The organism is Pontibacillus sp. ABV4_188 (genome assembly GCF_056311905.1).
The window spans coordinates 2,131,244-2,148,954 of the sequence record NZ_CM149975.1; the positions used below are offsets into that span (position 1 = coordinate 2,131,244).

A 17,711-nucleotide genomic window follows, 5' to 3' on the forward strand; every position below is an offset into this window, starting at 1 on the left:
GATTGTAACATGATTAACGAGTAAAGCCGACAGCCAATGAATGAAAAAGCTCCCAAAGTTTGGGAGCTTTCACTACGATGAGTGTATCATCGCTTATTGTCTTATGGGTATAGACGGTTTAATAAACGAGGGAACGGAATCGTTTCCCGAACGTGCTCAATACCTGCGATCCAAGCAACTGTTCGCTCAAGTCCAAGTCCAAAACCAGAGTGAGGAACACTACCGTATTTACGTAATTCTAAATACCACTGATAGGCATCTCCAGTAAGTCCATGCTCCTCGTAACGTTGTTCCATAAGCTCTAAATCATCTATACGCTGACTTCCACCAATGATTTCACCATAGCCCTCAGGCGCGATTAAATCAGCACACAGTGCCACATCAGGACGCTCTGGGTCAGGCTTCATGTAAAAGGCTTTAATGTCTAATGGGTAATGCGTAATGAATACAGGCTTATCATAGCTTTCAGCAATAGCAGTTTCATGCGGAGCTCCAAAGTCTTCTCCCCATTCAATATCGTCAAAGCCTTTTTCTTTTAGTAATTGAATTGCATCATCATAAGTGATGCGAGGGAATGGCGCTTGGATTTTTTCAAGCTTCTCAGTATCCCTTTCTAATGCATGTAGTTCTAATTTACAATTTTCAAGTACAGATTGTACAACATGGGAGACATATTGCTCTTGTACTTCAAGGCTATCATTATGATCCATAAATGCCATCTCAGGTTCAATCATCCAGAACTCAATTAAGTGACGACGAGTTTTAGATTTCTCAGCACGGAATGTAGGTCCAAAGGAAAATACTTTGCCAAATGCCATAGCAGCAGCTTCCATGTATAATTGACCACTCTGAGAAAGGTAAGCATCTTCTTCAAAGTATTTTGTATGGAACAACTCAGTTGTCCCTTCTGCAGATGATCCCGTTAAGATTGGTGGATCAATTTTAGTATAACCATTATTGTTAAAGAATTCGTAAGTAGATCGGATGATTTCATTACGGACTTTCATAATGGCGTGCTGTTTCTTAGAACGTAACCATAAATGACGATGATCAAGAAGAAATTCAGGACCATGATTTTTTGGCGTAATTGGATAATCTACAGACTCATGAATGATTTCAAGAGAACTAACCTGCATCTCGTATCCAAAAGGAGACCTTGTATCTTCCACGATTTTACCAGTAACATATAACGAGGACTCTTGTGTTACACTTTTTGCAAGGTTAAATGCTTCTTCCTCTACATCAGCTTTCACAACAACGCCTTGGATAAATCCAGTTCCATCACGTAATTGTAAGAAAGCAATCTTACCACTTGAGCGCTTGTTAGCTAACCACGCTCCAATTGTTACTTCCTCATTAACATGCTTATGTGCTTGAGAAATAGTTGTTTTCACTTTCTTTCCCTCCAAAAAACTTAAGATTGATGCTTCTCTACAAAACGATGAATTCGTTTTGCTGCTTCTTCTAATTGGTCAAGAGATGTAGCATAGGATAACCGAACGTTTTGATCAGCACCAAAACCTGAGCCCGGCACGAGTGCTACTTTCTCTTCTTCTAAAATTCCTTTTACCCAGTCATCAACAGAATGAAAGCCTGTAAGCTTTACCGCTTCTGTAACATTTGGAAATAAATAAAATGCACCTTGAGGCTTTACGCACGTAATACCAGGAATCGCTGTCACCCATTCATATAGTTTCTCTAGTCGTTGACTGAATGCTTCCTTCATTGTCATTACTTCTTCTTGGGAAGATGTGTAAGCCGCTAAAGCAGCATATTGAGCTACTGTTGTTGGATTTGACGTAGAATGAGAAGCAAGATTTGTCATAGCTTTGATTACTTTCTTACTCCCAGCAGCATATCCAATTCTCCATCCGGTCATAGCATGCGATTTAGAAACACCATTAATAATAACGGTACGTTCTTTTAACTCCTCAGATAATTGAGCAATGGAAGTATGTGAAACGCCACCGTATATAAGTGTTTCATAAATTTCATCTGAAACGATCATGATACCTTTACGGTTACACACCTCTCCTAGTGCTAATAGCTCTTCTTTAGAATAAACCATACCTGTAGGATTAGACGGTGAATTAATAATGACAGCTTTCGTACGATCTGTAATTGACTGTTCTAGTTGTTCGGGGGTCAATTTGAAATGGTTATCTTCCTGAGCTGAAACGACAACTGGATTACCTCCAGCTAGTTTAATTTGTTCAGGATAACTCACCCAATATGGAGCAGGAACAATGACTTCGTCGCCCTCGTTAAGTAATACTTGAAATAATGTATATAGAGCATGCTTAGCTCCAGTCGTAACGATGACTTGGTCGGGATCATATGTAAGGCCCTGATCATTTTTAAACTTTTCTACAATGGCCTGCTTGAGTTCTTTAATGCCTCCTGATGGAGTATATTTCGTATGCCCTTTATCCATCGCATTCTTAGCAGCATCTAAAATGTGCTCCGGGGTATTAAAATCAGGCTCCCCAGCTCCTAGACCAATGACATCGTGGCCTTGAGACTTGAGTTCGTTTGCCTTCGCTGTAATAGCTAGTGTACTTGAAGGTGTTAACGTTTGAACGCGTTTTGCTAATTCCATTCCATATGCCCTCCTCTTATACGTCTATTGTTGTAAACGAAAAACTTCAAATCGCTTTCCGTTCTCCATTTTATAATAGTCAAATACATAACGGTTGTTATCATCTTGATATGTGATCTCCCATAATGGCACACCCTGGTGTAGTGCAGGAGTAATCTCGATGAAAGTGCAATCAGCACATTGGTCTTCCCAAATACTAATCATTTCTTCTTCAACAACCATATCCGTATTCGCAACATATGTTACAGATTCTTCTTTTTCATCTGTGACAGGAATAAAGGCAAATCCTTTTACTCCATTGTCGTCCACGCCTGCTACTATATCATATTGATGCATTCCATGGTAGCGAGAAACTGAAATTGCGGACGTTAAGGGTGTTTCTTTTTGAGCTACTTGTGTAGATGATGTGTAAGTGTCTGTTTTATCATTCTGAACAGAATAATATAGATATCCCATATACCCAAACATCAAAACAACAGCAATAATAACGATTATAAAAATTTTACCCGACTTATGTTCTATAGATGGTAAATACGGCCGTATTCTCATCATTCTCATCCAATGCTAATCCAAACATTAAATTTTGATCTTTCAGTGTACGATTTAAAGAATCCACGATCTTGTATAGGTCATTGGATTTCTCAACCCGAGTTGTAGACATCACTTCAACCTTTTGTCCTTCCATAATAACCCTCCGTCTGTCTTGTCGATATTTGCATGTGCTTATCAAAATCTGGATCACATAAAACCCTCATGCAGTGCACATCATAAAAGTACACCAATGGAAAGCACCTTTTTATTATAACAATGATCCATTGACAATTTGATGATAAGCTACACTTTTTTCAAAAATTTCTTCCTAACCCATTCTTGCTGCACGAAGTTATATCGTGCAGTTTTTTTTATAGAAAAGGGAAAAAAGCCCACAAGAAGTGAGCGTTTTTTTAAGATAATACTTCATAATCCTCTAAATTACAAAGAATTGTAGTCGTTCCTGTCTTCTTGAGCTGGTATACTTCAATCCACGATTCATGCAAACGTTCCAAAAGTCCTTCATTAGGACGAGATCCTTGTAATGGAAATACCATTGCTACATGAGGATCAACTTCCTCTAAAAAATGAAGCGTAGGCGACTGTGTACGTGCATAATCGGCAATTTTAATGATTTCAGCTTTTAATGGATAACTGTCTGCTATTTTTTGCTCTAATTCTAACTCTCCGCTAGCTAAATACATAAGCGACGTCTTCCCATACATAAAGAATAAACTCATATCACTTTCTCCCATTGAAGGCAGAACTCGAACAGACAAACTAGGGTTTAACTCATGAAGTTCTCCTTCTTTCCAAATAACTTCCTTAGCATGATTGTTTGATTTAGAACAAATTTCTTCTAAGTTAGCTCCATGAATAACAGACTCGACGTGGTACCTTTCGACAATTCTTGAAGTATTTCCACAGGTTGATTTCTCTTGATTAGTAAGGATGATCGAATCTAATTGATCTACCCCTATATTTGTAAGCTGTGCTAACAGATCATCTTCACTTTCTTTAGAAGCTGTGTTCACAAGAAAATCTTTGCCTCTCCCAGTTTGAATGAGCATGGCTTCTCCATCTGGAAGTGAGAAAAAAACAAATATCGCTTCATTTTTATCTAATAACATTCTCTTTGCCTCTATTTGGTCACTAGGAAAAGAGGTAACGATGAGAAACATGATAAGCAATATTCTCATACCATTCACACCCTTACTTAAACTATGCCATTAGGATGTGCGTTTTCTAATCACTCTATTATAGCCACTCTTTCGCTTGCTTGATTAATTTAGTGGTGCTGTCAAAATGTACAGGCATATCAGGGATTGAATCCAAGAAATACTTTCCGTATTTAGCTCTCATAATCCTGTCGTCACAAACAAATACAATACCTCGATCAGAACTAGAACGTATTAATCGGCCAAACCCTTGTTTGAATCTAAGGACTGCGTTTGGCAATGAAAGTTCCATGAAAGCATTTTTCCCTGACTCTTTTAGGCTTTGAGACTTTGCCTCATAAACTGGATGATCTGGAGGCTGAAATGGAAGACGAACAATAACAAGAGAAGTAAGGTCTTCTCCTGGAATATCTACACCTTCCCAAAAAGAACTCGTACCAAAAAGTATAGCTTTATCAAATGCTTGGAAGTTCTTCTTAAGACGTGTGCGGCTTCCACTTGATATCCCTTGAGCAATCAGCATAAATTCTTCTTGATCCATAAAATCTTTCATGACATAATACGTTTTCTTTAACATATCGTAGGATGTGAATAACACAAGCATACGCCCTTCTGTTACATTTGCTAAAGAATATATCGCTTCACATGTCGCATGAACAAATGCTTCTTGTTCTCCATATTTCACACTTGGAAAATCATTAGGAATGAGCAACTGAACTTGTTCATCATACTGAAATGGTGAAGGGATTTTATATTGAATCGTGTCTTCATTTGGTAATCCTAAACGCTTTAACATAAACGAAAAAGAATCCTTCATGGTTAGAGTAGCACTTGTGAGTATGACACTTTCTTTTTTATCAAAAAAGTGCTCAGAAAGCATAGAAGCCACTTCAATGGGCTCGCTGTAAAGGAAAACTGCATTCTTTGCCCCATAAGCCTCTAGTTCAATCCATTTTACAAGATGTTTTTGATCTTCAATCAGCAGCTCTTGAAGGCCATTTATAATGGTTTCTAAGCGCTCCATGTACATCGTAATATCCTCTGTCCACCTTGTAGCTTCATTGCTTGTTTCCGCCATGGTAATATACTGCTTACATTGATGTAGAAACTGAATGGCGTCGCGTATATAGAACGATACACGATGAGTCATTTCTTCAATCGTATTCCAAGTTGTAACATCCTCTTGACCCTTTTGATAGCGATACTGAAAACGGCCTACATCATTTAAAGTGATTTCAGCATTATGTTTTTTTACAACGTAAGAAAAGATAAATCGAAACAATTCATCCGCTTCTTCCCTTATACGCTGCATATACTGATCCCACTTACGTATATCTAAACGCATGGATAGCTCAGGGTACGCTGATAAAACGTTATACATCCAATCACCGTTTTGATTTCCACCCATCTCATTAACTAAATATTGGATAGTTACGTAATCAAGTCTTAATCCAAAGTGTTTAGCAGCTGAAGATTCTAAGTGATGAGCTTCATCAACAATAATTTTCTTATAGGAAGCTATAAGACCATTCTGGCGAATAATATCTGTGCATAGTAAGGAATGATTCGTAATGATAATGTCCGCCTTCTGCGCGCGTTTCTTAGCCTGTTGATAAAAGGACATACGATACCAAAGCGACTTAGGATCTGCATACCCTTCAGCTTCAGCAGATACTTTTCTCCAAAAGATTTGACCACTTGAAGGCAACTGAATCTCATCTCGATCTCCGGTAGTCGTTTCAGTTAACCACACTAAAATCATCGCTTTCGTTAAAGCGACATCATAATTATCAGACGTAGGTGAAAAGAGTTCATGTTCGAACTTTTTCAAACTTAAATAATGTTGCTTCCCTTTCAATAATGCAGATGAAAAAGAAAAGGGTAAGGCTTTTTGTAAAAAAGGTAGTTCTTTTTCTATAAGTTGGGATTGCAATTGAGTAGTATGTGTACTCACCACCACTCTTTCCCCTGTTTCCATTGCTTCATATAGGGCAGGGATAAGATAACCAAGTGATTTCCCTGTTCCAGTTTCGGCTTCAATCATCGCATGTGTTTGTGACTGAAAAGCGTCATAGATTGTTGTAGCCATTTCCCTTTGCCCTTTTCGGTCCTCATACTTATCCATATGCTTGTGAAGGTAGCCGTCTTGTTGAAAGGTGTTCTCTAAGAAAGGAGCAAAACTTTCTTGAGATGTATGGGAAACCTCTTCATATTCCTCTTGTTTACGAACGGCAATGCCTCTGAATAGGTCCATTTCTGTATGATCTAAACTAAAGGCTTTTTCATTGACAATTCCTTGCAATAGCTCGCTTACATCACTTTTCAATTTTGCTTCAAGCTGAAGTAAGTGTGATAACGTTTCATAAGGAAGTCCTTTAGCTTTATGTAATAACTTCAAGAGGATTTCTCCCGTCACATAGGCATCCGCAAGCGCACGATGTGGATCTTTATGGGAAACGTTAAAAAACTCCGCTAGCTGCCCTAATTTGTATCCAGGAGCTTGTGGCATAAGAATACGCGCTAATTCTACAGTATCTATAACAGGCATAGATAGTTTATGACCTGTAACTTCTCTAATAGCATAATCTAGGAAACCAAGATCAAATTCTACGTGATGGGCCACAAAATAAGCGCCATCTAAACGAGATACGACATCTTCTACAATTTCATCAAATAACGGGGCACCTTGAACATCTGCATCTTGAATTCCTGTTAATTGACTAATAAAGGACGGAATGGGTTGTTCGGGGTGGACGAACGACTTATATTGATCAGTTATGACTCCATCTACAATCGTGACCATACCAATCTCTATAATCTTGTCACCTTTTTTCGGACTATGACCTGTTGTTTCCAGATCAACAACTACAAACTTCGCCATTTGTTCACCTTCTTTGCTGCATGCTAAATAGTATCTATATCCAAAAAATAAAGAGGCTGTACCACTCAAATGAAGATGCCCCCAATACTTTACCCACATAATCAAAAAACTTATGAATGGGCTACTTGTATAGGGGAGCGATCCTCTTGAAAGGGACACCCTCTACATGATCGTTAATGGTGTTTCTTGTTCGATCATTTCTTCGATTTGGTTCTGATCATTCATAATGGCTACTTTAGGTTGGAAGGTTTCTAATTCTTCTTCACTTAAAAGTCCATAGGATACAATTATGACTATATCACCAGGTTGCACGAGTCGAGCAGCAGCGCCATTCAAACAGATCACTCCACTATGCCTTTCACCTGGAATTACGTATGTTTCTAAACGTGCTCCATTATTATTATTCACAATTTGCACTTGTTCATGAGGCAATATACCAACTTTCTCTAGAATATGCTGGTCTATCGTAATGCTGCCCACATAATTTAAATTTGCCTCTGTCACGCGGGCACGATGAATTTTTGATTTCATCATGGTGCGTAGCATCTCTTCTCCCCCTATATTCCTGTTACAGGTTTACTCTAATATTATCGATCAACCTTGCCTTTTCAAAATGAACAGCCAAAGCGATAATCATATCTCCACCACAAACTTCTAATGACTCAAGTTGAGGATATGACAAGATATCAACATAGTCTATTTTACCATGGGTATGCGTTTTAATGAAGTGTGAAACAGCTTCAATAACAGCTTGTGGGGACTTCTCATCATTGTTTTCAATCAGTGATTTACCATGTAAGAGCGCTTGATATAAATAGGGAGCTTCTTCTCTCTCATGCACATTCAAGTATACATTTCTGCTACTTTTAGCTAAAAGATCCTCTTCTCTTACTGTGGGTACAGGAACTAACTTCACAGGAATATTATAATCTTCTATAAGTGCATCTACAACAGCTACTTGTTGGGCATCCTTCATTCCCATGTACACTTTGTCGGGCATCACGATGTTAAAGAGCTTCGCCAAGACGGTTACAACTCCATCAAAATGACCTATTCGAGACTTGCCACAAAGAGCGTTTACTCTTTTATGTACGGTCATTTTAACAGATTGTTCTAAAGGGTACATCTCGTCCACATGAGGGAAAAATAAAATATCATTTCCTTCCTGCTCTGCTATCTGTTTGTCATGAGTTTCATCTCGAGGATATTGATCGAAATCTTCATTCGGCCCAAATTGTAGCGGATTAACAAAGATACTCGTTACAACAAAATCACATTCTTTCCTCGCTTCTCTCATAAGTTGTTGATGCCCTTCATGCAAATAACCCATAGTAGGGATAAAACCAATTACTTTCCCTTCTTTAACCTTCCCTCTCATATAGGCTTGCATCTCTGAGATGCTTTTAATTACTCTCATTTATGTGTTCCTCCGTATAGAGAGGGAATAAGTTCATCTTTCATATTAAAGCTATGGTCATTCGTCGGAAACGACTTATCTTTCACATCTTGAACATAGGCTGATAAAGCATTTGTGATCGTTCCATTAAGGTCAGCATATGACTTAACAAACTTAGGCAACCGCTCCACACCAAACTCTACCACATCATGAAAGACAAGTACTTGACCATCTGCTCCATCACCTGCACCAATTCCTATAACAGGTATGGATAATTCTCCTTGTATCAAAGAAGCGAGCTGTTTTGGGACACATTCTAATACTAAAGCAATCGCTCCATTCTTTTCGACTTGTTTTGCATCTTCGATAAGCGATTCAGCTGCTTCTATGTCTTTTCCCTGAACTCGGTAACCACCTAATACATTCACCGATTGAGGGGTTAGCCCAAGGTGAGCTACAATCGGAACTCCAGCCATGGTGAGTTTATTTATAATAGGGAGCACATCTTTAGCTCCTTCAAGCTTAAGACTTTGGGCTCCTGTTTCTTGCATAATTCGTTTAGCGTTCTCCATTGTTTCAGATAAAGAAGCATGATAGGACATAAACGGCATATCCACGACCATATAAATGTCTTTAGCTCCTCTACGTACAGCTTTTCCATGATGAATCATATCATCAACTGTAACTGGTATCGTAGATTCGTAACCTAAAACCACCATACCTAATGAGTCACCAACCAAAATCATATCTACCCCTGATGATTCCGCTAGCTTAGCAGTTGGATAATCGTATGCTGTTAACATGACAATTGGGTCTTTAGCTTCTTTCATTTTTTTAAGCTTGGTATGGGTTAGCATTATTCTTCTCCCCTTCTCCACTTAATTTCTGCTGAATACAAAATATGCTCTTTCCCTTCTTCATCTCTAACTTTAAGAGCCCCATCGTGCTCAATCCCCATAATTAGTGCATTCCATTCTTGCTGATGAGTGGTAATGGCTACATGTTCACCAATCCGATAACCAAAGGCTTCCCAACGAAGTTTCACACTTCTAAACCCTTCTTCTATAAATTCCTCATAACGTTTTTCGAACGTGTTTAAAATCTGTTGAATAAGCGTGTGGATCTCCCAACTCTCACCTGTTTCAATTTTTAATGAAGTTGCTTGGTCCACAATTTCTTCAGGAAACTGTTTCACACTATGATTCACATTAATCCCCATTCCAAGTACGATATAATTTATTTGATCTTGCTCGGCTTGGAGTTCTGTTAAGATACCTGATAGTTTCTTTCCGTGTGTTAGTATGTCGTTTGGCCACTTAATCTGAGGTGAAATCCCACAATAGCTCTTAAACACCTCAGCTAAAACTGTAGCAGCCAGAAGAGTGATTTGAGGGGATTTATGAGGTTCAAACTTCGGTCTCAATATAATACTCATCCATACGCCGTCTCCTTTGTGCGAATGCCAGGAACGGTTTAGACGCCCTCTTCCTCTCGTTTGTTCGTCAGCTACGATAACCGTACCGTGTGTTGCTCCGTCTTGAGCTTCTTGATGCGCAATAACTTGTGTAGATGTTACGCTAGATTTATGGATCATCTCCTGACCTAACCACTTGGTCTTTAAACCCCAAGAAAGCGTATTTGTACTAACCTTGTCAGGAAAAGTAATAATTTTATAGCCTTTTCTTGGTACAGCCTCAATTCCGTAACCATCTTTTTCTAATTCTTTCATATGTTTCCAAACAGCTGGTCGGCTAATATTTAATTGCTGTGAGAGCTTTTGGCCTGAAAGGTATTCTTCAGGATGGTTAGATAGTATTTCAATCAGCTTTCCTCTTGTTGATTCCATTGCTTCACCCACATTTCAATTGCTTCCTTATTATTCTTAAGATCCTTCAACACAACAGCTCGTTCAATCTTGTCCATATATGCTTTTATCCAAGGACCAGGTTTTCGATCTGGAAACCATTTTTTCAAATCATTCCCAGTAATGGTGAGCACACTTATAGATGCGATTGGTAAAGCTAGTAAAGTTTCTTTTAACGTCTCAAGTGAGTACTCTTTGTTATCTAAAATGGATAATATTCTTTTAAAAGAGGATAAACGCTCTTCCCCCAGTTGATAGACAACCCATTCCAAAGGCTCAGTTCTTAACATTTTATAGGCTTTCACTAATACCTCGGCTTCTTTTTTAACTTTCTTTGAGCATTTCCATTGTTCACTAAAAGAGGAAGCAGATAGTTCTTGATTAGATATTACGAAAATCGCAAAAGCCTCTTCTATGCCTTTTAAAGGTTCCCAATTAAAGTCAATACTGTGTTCTACTAAAGTAGGATGGGCACTAAATATAGGCATGTATTTTGGGAGGTTGGACTTATTCAAATGTTTAAATGAAGACCGAACCCACTCTCCTGTTAAGAACTTTTCGAATTCTATTGCTATACGTTCTACTGCAATTTTGTCCAGTAGGTATGCATATTCCTGAACAGCTCCAAAGGTCTGGCTACTTATAGTAAATCCTAATTGACTTGTAAACCGAAGGGCTCTCATCATACGGAGAGGATCTTCTTGAAAACGCTCCTCTGCATCTCTTACTGTTTCGATCGAACGATTAAGTATAGAATCCTTGCCTCCATAAGGGTCAATGAATTCTCCCTTATAACTCATAGCAATTGCATTCATTGTAAAGTCTCTTCTAGATAAGTCCTCTTCAATTGTAGCTACATATTTTACTTCGTCAGGGTGACGAAAATCGTTATATTCTCCGTCTACTCTATAAGTGGTGACTTCATATGAAACTCCTTCATAATATACAACTACTGTTCCGTGATCAATTCCAATAGGGATTACTTTCTCAAACATAGCTTGTACTTGTTCTGGTCGAGCAGAGGTGGCGATATCAATATCGCCAATCTCCCTCCCCATTAGATGATCTCGTACAGATCCTCCAACGAAATAAGCTTCATGCCCTTGTTTCATTAAAGTAAATAACACAGGCAATGCTTCTACAAAAGGCTTGTCAAGTTGCTTGTTCATACGCTCTCCTCTAATAAATCTGCATAGACTTGTTCGTATTGTTTCACTATCGTTTCAGAAAGAAATTCACTCCGCACACGTACTAGGCCTTTGTGAGAAAATTCTTCCCACTTATCATGGTCTGAAAGTAGATGTAGCGCATGCGAAGCGATCTGTTCAGTGTCTCCTACCTCACATATATATCCAGTTTCTTCATGTACAATAACTTCTGGTATGCCCCCGATGTTTGTACCGATACAAGGTACACCACAAGCCATTGCTTCAAGTAAAACGAGACCAAAGCTCTCTTTCTCAGATAGGAGAAGTTTTAAGTCAGATATTGAAAGAAGTTCAGAGACATTTTCTTGTTTACCGAGGAACAATACGTCATCTCTCAAACCAAGTTCATTCACAAGCTGACACGTTTTATAATAATCTGGTCCATCCCCAACTAAAAGAAGTTTGGCTTTAGATTCTTCTCGGATTTTTTTAAAAGATTTTATGACATCAGGGACTCGCTTTACTTGGCGAAAGTTCGAAATATGTATAATAACTTTATCATCTTCTTCAATACCGTATTCTTCTTTCAAATGCGATTCATCACGTTCCCGATACTCTCGTTCATCCACGAAGTTATATATAACATCCATTTCCCTTTCAACATTAAGCATCTCTTTCGTCTGATTGACGAGACTTCTAGATACTGCTGTAACTCGGTTAGAGCGTTCAATTCCGAATCGAATCATATTTTGTAAACTTGGATCGACTCCAAGAACCGTAATGTCCGTTCCATGTAAGGTCGTTACAATCTTTACATCATGATGGACCATTTCTTTGGCCAATATGGCACAGATTGCATGAGGCATTGCATAATGAACATGCAAAATATCAATCTTCTCTCGATTAATGACTTCAGCCATTTTATTAGCTAAAGCCAAATCATACGGAGGATATTGAAAGACTGGATAATGCGTCATCTCTACCTCATGATAATAAATATTAGGATAAATCCTTTTTAACCGAAATGGGATATTAGAGGTAATAAAGTGTATTTCATACCCCTTTTCAGCCAACAATTTTGCAAGTTCGGTCGCGATAACCCCAGACCCTCCAACAGTTGGATAACAGGTTATACCGATTTTTGTTCTTTCCATACTCGTTTCACCCTTGCTGCTTATTCTTATGAATGATCTCTCTCCAATGGAAATCACCATGTTCAATGGCACGGACCATAATTTCTGCTGCTGCTAAATTCGTTGCAAGCGGTATTTGATAAACGTCGCATAAACGCATTAATGCACTAACATCTGGCTCATGTGGTTGCGCTGTTAAAGGATCCCGAAAGAATAAAATAACGTCCATATCATTTTGTGCAACATAAGCACCGATTTGTTGGTCGCCACCAAGAGGGCCTGATTGAAAGCGATGAAGAGATAATCCAGTGGCCTCGGTAATCTTCGTACCCGTCGTACCAGTAGCATATAGGTTATGCTTTTCTAAAATATGTTGGTAAGCTGTAGCAAATTGAACCATATCCTCTTTCTTCTGATCATGTGCAATTAATGCGATATTCATCACTACCTACTCCCTACTCTAATAAATTTTCTAACCCATATATAAATGCGTTCAATTCCATTACTTTCTCAACAGACAATTTAACACCTGTCATAAAGGACTCACGGTTGATGGAATCATGTTTAATCGTGAGCGTTTCTCCGCTAGACCCAAACATCACTTCCTGATGAGCAACCAGCCCTGGCAATCGGACACTATGTATATGCATACCATCTACATCAGCTCCGCGAGCACCTTCTAGTGTTTCTTTCTCATCTCTATGACCTTGTTTCTTAGCCTCTCGTACTTCTTGAATTAATTCTGCTGTTTTCACGGCAGTACCGCTAGGAGCATCTAATTTCTGATCATGATGACGCTCAATGATCTCTACATCAGGGAAGTATTTTGCTGCCCATTTTGAGAATTGCATCATTAATACTGCACCTAAAGCAAAGTTTGGTGCGATCACGACACCAAGCTCTTTCTCTTCTGTTAATTGCTCTAGTTCCTGGAGCTGTTCTTTCGTAAACCCGGTAGTCCCAACTACAGGACGAATCCCGTTAAGAAGTGCAAGTTTTGTGTGTTTATACCCAAATTCAGGTGTAGTCAAGTCTACTAAAACATCGGCTTCGATTTCGGAAAAACACTTGCTTATATCTTGATATATTGGAGCATTTGAATCAGGCAATCCTTCTATATCCTTCACTTTTAATCCATCGTTTTTATGATCCACACAAGCAACGAGTGTAAAGTGCTCAGTGTTGTGGATCATCTTTACAGCCTCTCTTCCCATTTTCCCCCTAGGTCCTGCAACTATGATTTTTGTATTAGTCATATTTAAGCTCCTCCTCTTGATCTTTCTTCGTCCATCGATCTTTATCTCTTGTTTCAAATTTATTCATTACAGTTTCAAAACTCTCTGTCATGTCAATATCTAGGGAATTCGCAAAGCATAGCATTACAAATAAAAGATCTCCAAGCTCTTCTTCCATAGAATTCTTATCTTCAGTAGATTTCTTTGGTTTCTCACCGTAATGATGATTGACCTCTCTAGCAAGTTCTCCTACCTCTTCTGTCATCCTAGCCATCATACTTAGAGGTGAAAAATACCCTTCTTTAAATTGTGATATATATGCATCAACGCGTTCTTGCATCTCCTTAGATGTTAGTGCGGTTGAATGTAATTTCATAAGAACCCTCATTTCTACAACTTTCATATGTAATCTCTTCTCATGTTAGCTAAAAGGCGGGCTTTTGACAAATTTTTTTCACTATTATTGCTCCAACATCTCAGTTTGACTATAATAGATGGAGTGTGACGAAAGGAGGCGCTTCTTTATGAAAATGGGGGTTAAAATTAAAAACATCCTATTGATTCTACTTGGTTCCGCTATTTTCAGCTTTGGTGTTCTTTATTTTAATATGGAAAACGATCTCGCTGAGGGTGGGTTCACGGGTATATTACTTATTCTTGACCATTTTGGTCTAAATATTGCAATTATGAACTTGGTCTTAAATATTCCGGTGTTCTTCTTAGGGTGGAAACTACTCGGAAAAACAACGTTGATCTATTCAATTATAGGTACCTTCGCCGTTTCATTCTTCTTGTGGGTATTTGAGTTGTCTATATTTATGGATCACGTAGAATTTGCCTTAAAAGATGAAATGATAATCGCATCTCTTATGGCCGGGGTCTTCATAGGGGTTGGCCTTGGTATCATTTTCAGAAGTGGTGGAACAACTGGAGGGGTGGACATTATAGCTCGGCTTGTCCATAAATATGCAGGCTGGAGTATGGGTCGAACCATGTTCTTATTCGATGCATGTGTCATATTAGCTTCCGTACTGATTTACTTAAACTATATACAAGGTATGTACACCCTTGTAGCGGTCTTTGTAGGTGCAAGAGTGATTGACTTTATTCAAGAAGGGGCATATGCCGCCAGGGGAGCCACTATTATATCTGAACGATCCAATGCTGTATCAGATAAAATTATGAAAGACATGGACCGCGGCGTTACAATTTTAGTTGGAAAAGGTAGTTATACAGGCGAAAGTCGCGACGTACTATACTGCGTGGTTGCTCGAAATGAAATTGTTCGGTTAAAAAACATTATTAACTCAATTGATCCACATGCATTTGTAGCTGTTACCTCTGTTCACGATGTCCTTGGGGAAGGTTTTACATTAGATGAAGACAAAAATCCAATTGAATATTAAGACTATCTCGATACAAAAAGAGCTCAATAAATTGAAGCTCTTTTTTTAGTCCAATTAATTGTTAACTGTACACAAAAAACGCTTAGAGCACAATAAGTAGCTCTAAGCGTTTTGAAATTATTTATTATTCTTCATTCATCCCAGTAAACATAAGCACAAGGCGTACTAGTTCAAGAAGAGCTACAAGAGCGCTTGCCACATACGTCCATGCTGCAGCATTTAAAACTTTCTTAGTCTGACGCTCCTCATTGTTCCGGATGATGCCAGTTGATACAAGCTGATTCATAGCTCGACTTGAGGCATTAAATTCAACGGGAAGCGTAACAAATTGGAACAAGACAGCGAAAGCAAAGAATGCTATACCGAGTCCAAGTAGAACTTGACTAAAGAAAGCACCAGCGATAATTAAGAATATAGACGCGTTTGAACCAAAACTCGCAACAGGTACAAGCGCATGCCTAAATCTTAAAAAGGCATAGGCTTCAGCATCCTGAATTGCGTGTCCAACTTCGTGGGCTGCGACTGCCTGCGCAGCTGCAGATGGTTCATGGTAGTTCCCTGAAGATAATCGAATAACTTTACTACGAGGATCATAGTGATCGGATAACATGCCTTTCACTTCTTCTACTCGTACATTAAAAAGTCCATTGTCATCTAATATTTTACGGGCTACCTCTGCCCCGGTCATATTTGATTCGTTTCGGACTTTCGAATATTTTTTATACGTATTTTTCACTCTCATTTGCGCCCAAATTGGGATGATAATGATTAAAGCCAAATAAATTAGATATTGACCCATCTATTCATTCCTCCACTAATGTTATAGACCTTTTATATAAAGATCTTATTAAGGTCAATTTTAGTCAATAAACATGGGAAAGTCAACTATCCCGCTCTCTCTTTTTTTCGGTATCCCCTGATTTTTCACCCTTATATTTTCTCCAACCTACATACATTAATGTGAAGGAAATTAAACTACCAACAGAACCCATTAACCAGATAAAACCTGGCTCTTCCGTTAAACTTTTTTTACGCTTTAGTTCAACTTCTTTCACTTCTTGGGCGAATACACTGATTTGATCTTTCTGTAAGTCATCGTCATTAAATGCCTGCATTTCCTCCAACTTTTTCATGTGACTTTCTAAAATATAAACACTTTCTTTCGTTCCTGAGACTTTAACAGCTGGAAGAAGTCGTTCATATAAAGAATATACATTTTGAAGTTTAACCTTATTTTCTAAAGATTGATTCGTCATTTCCGATAATAGATGGTCCTTCCAAGATAACCATAGTGGATCTACTTTATTCCAAGTGGCTTCATATAGTAACACAAGAGTCAAACTTTTATGGTACTTATCTTCTGGAACCACCTGTCGATCATTAAGGGCTTGTTGCGTATCATTTAAAACATCCTGGAATATTACACTATTTTCTTTATCGTCGATACTATAATCTCTTCTCAACTTCGTTAATACTGCATCTGCTGCTTCATATCTACCTTCTTCAACATATTGTAAGAAGCGATAGGTTGTTTCTTTCATCTCGTCTGAAAAAGACGTTGCACCACTATACCCGATGTGAAACAAGCTAAGTCCAAAGCAGACCAGCAATCCCCATAATATTTTCTTTTGTATCTTTTTCATAACGCTCCCCTCTCAAACCACTCTTGCTTCAATGTATGAGAGGATAAGTAGAATTAGTACAAGTAGTTATAGGCGATTTGGTTGTTTCCGTTGATGATGAACCGTTAGCAAATAGGCAATTCCAATCGAAAGTATACTTAGCCAGAAGGTGAAATAACCAATTTCTTGACTAAAGGCACTTAATTTTGAATAAATTGGCATCATACCAAACACATAATCGATAACGTCATTGTGCAATGTCCAAATACCAGCAATAACAATATGAATCATTTTAATTTTATAATAAGGGGCATATAGTAGCCCTTGAATAGCCATAGCTCCATGAGAAGCAATTAACATGTATCCCTGCCAAGGAAGATACCCTGTCACAATTAGCGTCAATATATTCATCACAACTGCCCAAATTCCATACTTAAATAAAGTAATAATGGCAAGTGCTTCTATTAGTGGAACACTTTTCTTTATTAAGAAGAAAAATAAGAATATACAAAAAAACAAACTGGCTGTCGGACTATCAGGTACAAATGGTAAAAAGATTGTCGGAGTGATTTCAAGTTGACTTTTATACCACCAGTACCCATAAATAGTCCCCAGTATATTCACAACAAGTATTAGTATAACAAATGGTTTAAACGTTAACAGATAACGGAGCACGTCATCCCTCCTTTTCTATAACCAGAAAAAGAAGCTGACCACA

General features: G+C 38.3%; 19 protein-coding genes. 1 reads left to right on the top strand and 18 read right to left on the bottom strand.

The window, feature by feature from the left end; translation table 11 throughout:
* Positions 1-101 precede the first annotated feature (101 nt).
* The 15 genes from asnS to ACYX4O_RS10965 all read right to left on the bottom strand — a co-directional run bounded on the left by asnS (position 102) and on the right by ACYX4O_RS10965 (position 14,341).
* Positions 102-1,394, bottom strand: coding sequence for an asparagine--tRNA ligase (gene asnS / locus ACYX4O_RS10895; RefSeq protein ID WP_476350812.1), 1,293 nt, complete (start codon positions 1,392-1,394; stop codon positions 102-104).
* 20 nt (positions 1,395-1,414) lie between these two features.
* A complete protein-coding gene (locus ACYX4O_RS10900; protein WP_476350814.1) occupies positions 1,415-2,599 on the bottom strand; it encodes a pyridoxal phosphate-dependent aminotransferase in 1,185 nt (394 codons plus the stop codon).
* 24 nt (positions 2,600-2,623) lie between these two features.
* Positions 2,624-3,151, bottom strand: a complete 528-nt coding sequence (locus tag ACYX4O_RS10905; RefSeq protein ID WP_476350816.1) for a cell wall elongation regulator TseB-like domain-containing protein — start codon at positions 3,149-3,151, stop codon at positions 2,624-2,626.
* On the bottom strand, positions 3,111-3,284 hold the full coding sequence (locus tag ACYX4O_RS10910; protein WP_084599266.1) for a YpmA family protein: 174 nt from the start codon (positions 3,282-3,284) through the stop codon (positions 3,111-3,113). The genes ACYX4O_RS10905 and ACYX4O_RS10910 overlap by 41 nt, the downstream gene beginning before the upstream one ends.
* Positions 3,285-3,543: 259 nt before the next feature.
* Positions 3,544-4,329 (bottom strand): ComEC/Rec2 family competence protein, encoded by a 786-nt coding sequence (locus ACYX4O_RS10915; RefSeq protein ID WP_476350819.1) that lies wholly within the window; start codon positions 4,327-4,329, stop codon positions 3,544-3,546.
* A 58-nt stretch (positions 4,330-4,387) separates the two neighbouring features.
* On the bottom strand, positions 4,388-7,288 hold the full coding sequence (gene dinG / locus ACYX4O_RS10920) for an ATP-dependent DNA helicase DinG (RefSeq protein WP_476357089.1): 2,901 nt from the start codon (positions 7,286-7,288) through the stop codon (positions 4,388-4,390).
* Positions 7,289-7,351: 63 nt separating this feature from the next.
* A complete protein-coding gene (gene panD / locus ACYX4O_RS10925) occupies positions 7,352-7,735 on the bottom strand; it encodes an aspartate 1-decarboxylase (protein WP_188650239.1) in 384 nt (127 codons plus the stop codon).
* A 22-nt stretch (positions 7,736-7,757) separates the two neighbouring features.
* Positions 7,758-8,606: a pantoate--beta-alanine ligase gene (panC, locus tag ACYX4O_RS10930; RefSeq protein WP_476350821.1), complete on the bottom strand. Its 849-nt coding sequence runs from the start codon at positions 8,604-8,606 to the stop codon at positions 7,758-7,760.
* Positions 8,603-9,442 (bottom strand): 3-methyl-2-oxobutanoate hydroxymethyltransferase, encoded by an 840-nt coding sequence (gene panB / locus ACYX4O_RS10935; RefSeq protein WP_476350823.1) that lies wholly within the window; start codon positions 9,440-9,442, stop codon positions 8,603-8,605. The genes panC and panB overlap by 4 nt, the downstream gene beginning before the upstream one ends.
* A complete protein-coding gene (locus ACYX4O_RS10940; protein WP_476350825.1) occupies positions 9,442-10,431 on the bottom strand; it encodes a biotin--[acetyl-CoA-carboxylase] ligase in 990 nt (329 codons plus the stop codon). The genes panB and ACYX4O_RS10940 overlap by 1 nt, the downstream gene beginning before the upstream one ends.
* Positions 10,407-11,618: a CCA tRNA nucleotidyltransferase gene (locus ACYX4O_RS10945; RefSeq protein ID WP_476350827.1), complete on the bottom strand. Its 1,212-nt coding sequence runs from the start codon at positions 11,616-11,618 to the stop codon at positions 10,407-10,409. The genes ACYX4O_RS10940 and ACYX4O_RS10945 overlap by 25 nt, the downstream gene beginning before the upstream one ends.
* The gene (bshA, locus tag ACYX4O_RS10950) at positions 11,615-12,751 is read right to left on the bottom strand and encodes an N-acetyl-alpha-D-glucosaminyl L-malate synthase BshA (protein ID WP_476350829.1); all 1,137 of its coding nucleotides are present in this window, start codon (positions 12,749-12,751) and stop codon (positions 11,615-11,617) included. The genes ACYX4O_RS10945 and bshA overlap by 4 nt, the downstream gene beginning before the upstream one ends.
* Before the next feature lie 7 nt (positions 12,752-12,758).
* Entirely contained in the window at positions 12,759-13,172 is a 414-nt protein-coding gene (gene mgsA / locus ACYX4O_RS10955; protein WP_476350831.1) for a methylglyoxal synthase, read from the bottom strand.
* Between the two features lie 13 nt (positions 13,173-13,185).
* Positions 13,186-13,986, bottom strand: a complete 801-nt coding sequence (dapB, locus tag ACYX4O_RS10960; RefSeq protein WP_476350833.1) for a 4-hydroxy-tetrahydrodipicolinate reductase — start codon at positions 13,984-13,986, stop codon at positions 13,186-13,188.
* Positions 13,979-14,341, bottom strand: a complete 363-nt coding sequence (locus ACYX4O_RS10965) for a nucleotide pyrophosphohydrolase (RefSeq protein ID WP_476350835.1) — start codon at positions 14,339-14,341, stop codon at positions 13,979-13,981. Before ACYX4O_RS10965 ends, dapB begins: the two co-directional genes overlap by 8 nt.
* A gap of 148 nt (positions 14,342-14,489) precedes the next feature.
* Between ACYX4O_RS10965 and ACYX4O_RS10970 the strand changes: the two genes are divergently transcribed.
* Positions 14,490-15,371: a YitT family protein gene (locus ACYX4O_RS10970; RefSeq protein ID WP_476350837.1), complete on the top strand. Its 882-nt coding sequence runs from the start codon at positions 14,490-14,492 to the stop codon at positions 15,369-15,371.
* A gap of 124 nt (positions 15,372-15,495) precedes the next feature.
* Here ACYX4O_RS10970 and ACYX4O_RS10975 read toward each other — a convergent pair whose 3' ends face one another.
* The 3 genes from ACYX4O_RS10975 to lhaT all read right to left on the bottom strand — a co-directional run bounded on the left by ACYX4O_RS10975 (position 15,496) and on the right by lhaT (position 17,668).
* The gene (locus tag ACYX4O_RS10975; RefSeq protein ID WP_476350839.1) at positions 15,496-16,170 is read right to left on the bottom strand and encodes a zinc metallopeptidase; all 675 of its coding nucleotides are present in this window, start codon (positions 16,168-16,170) and stop codon (positions 15,496-15,498) included.
* A gap of 82 nt (positions 16,171-16,252) precedes the next feature.
* A complete protein-coding gene (locus ACYX4O_RS10980) occupies positions 16,253-17,014 on the bottom strand; it encodes a sporulation protein YpjB (RefSeq protein WP_476350841.1) in 762 nt (253 codons plus the stop codon).
* A gap of 66 nt (positions 17,015-17,080) precedes the next feature.
* Positions 17,081-17,668: a lipoprotein heptaprenylglyceryl N-acetyltransferase LhaT gene (gene lhaT / locus ACYX4O_RS10985; RefSeq protein ID WP_476350843.1), complete on the bottom strand. Its 588-nt coding sequence runs from the start codon at positions 17,666-17,668 to the stop codon at positions 17,081-17,083.
* Positions 17,669-17,711 lie beyond the last annotated feature (43 nt).

Bases quoted from the DNA above. Each gene is read 5' to 3' on its own strand.
- ACYX4O_RS10970 (WP_476350837.1), top strand. From the start codon at position 14,490: ATGAAAATGGGGGTTAAAATTAAAAACATCCTATTGATTCTACTTGGT.
- panC (WP_476350821.1), bottom strand. From the start codon at position 8,606: ATGAGAGTAATTAAAAGCATCTCAGAGATGCAAGCCTATATGAGAGGG.
- ACYX4O_RS10905 (WP_476350816.1), bottom strand. From the start codon at position 3,151: ATGATGAGAATACGGCCGTATTTACCATCTATAGAACATAAGTCGGGT.
- ACYX4O_RS10975 (WP_476350839.1), bottom strand. From the start codon at position 16,170: ATGGGTCAATATCTAATTTATTTGGCTTTAATCATTATCATCCCAATT.
- ACYX4O_RS10900 (WP_476350814.1), bottom strand. From the start codon at position 2,599: ATGGAATTAGCAAAACGCGTTCAAACGTTAACACCTTCAAGTACACTA.
- bshA (WP_476350829.1), bottom strand. From the start codon at position 12,751: ATGGAAAGAACAAAAATCGGTATAACCTGTTATCCAACTGTTGGAGGG.
- ACYX4O_RS10915 (WP_476350819.1), bottom strand. From the start codon at position 4,329: ATGAGAATATTGCTTATCATGTTTCTCATCGTTACCTCTTTTCCTAGT.
- panB (WP_476350823.1), bottom strand. From the start codon at position 9,442: ATGCTAACCCATACCAAGCTTAAAAAAATGAAAGAAGCTAAAGACCCA.
- ACYX4O_RS10980 (WP_476350841.1), bottom strand. From the start codon at position 17,014: ATGAAAAAGATACAAAAGAAAATATTATGGGGATTGCTGGTCTGCTTT.
- ACYX4O_RS10910 (WP_084599266.1), bottom strand. From the start codon at position 3,284: ATGGAAGGACAAAAGGTTGAAGTGATGTCTACAACTCGGGTTGAGAAA.
- ACYX4O_RS10945 (WP_476350827.1), bottom strand. From the start codon at position 11,618: ATGAACAAGCAACTTGACAAGCCTTTTGTAGAAGCATTGCCTGTGTTA.
- mgsA (WP_476350831.1), bottom strand. From the start codon at position 13,172: ATGAATATCGCATTAATTGCACATGATCAGAAGAAAGAGGATATGGTT.
- ACYX4O_RS10940 (WP_476350825.1), bottom strand. From the start codon at position 10,431: ATGGAATCAACAAGAGGAAAGCTGATTGAAATACTATCTAACCATCCT.
- ACYX4O_RS10965 (WP_476350835.1), bottom strand. From the start codon at position 14,341: ATGAAATTACATTCAACCGCACTAACATCTAAGGAGATGCAAGAACGC.
- dapB (WP_476350833.1), bottom strand. From the start codon at position 13,986: ATGACTAATACAAAAATCATAGTTGCAGGACCTAGGGGGAAAATGGGA.
- panD (WP_188650239.1), bottom strand. From the start codon at position 7,735: ATGCTACGCACCATGATGAAATCAAAAATTCATCGTGCCCGCGTGACA.
- dinG (WP_476357089.1), bottom strand. From the start codon at position 7,288: ATGTGGGTAAAGTATTGGGGGCATCTTCATTTGAGTGGTACAGCCTCT.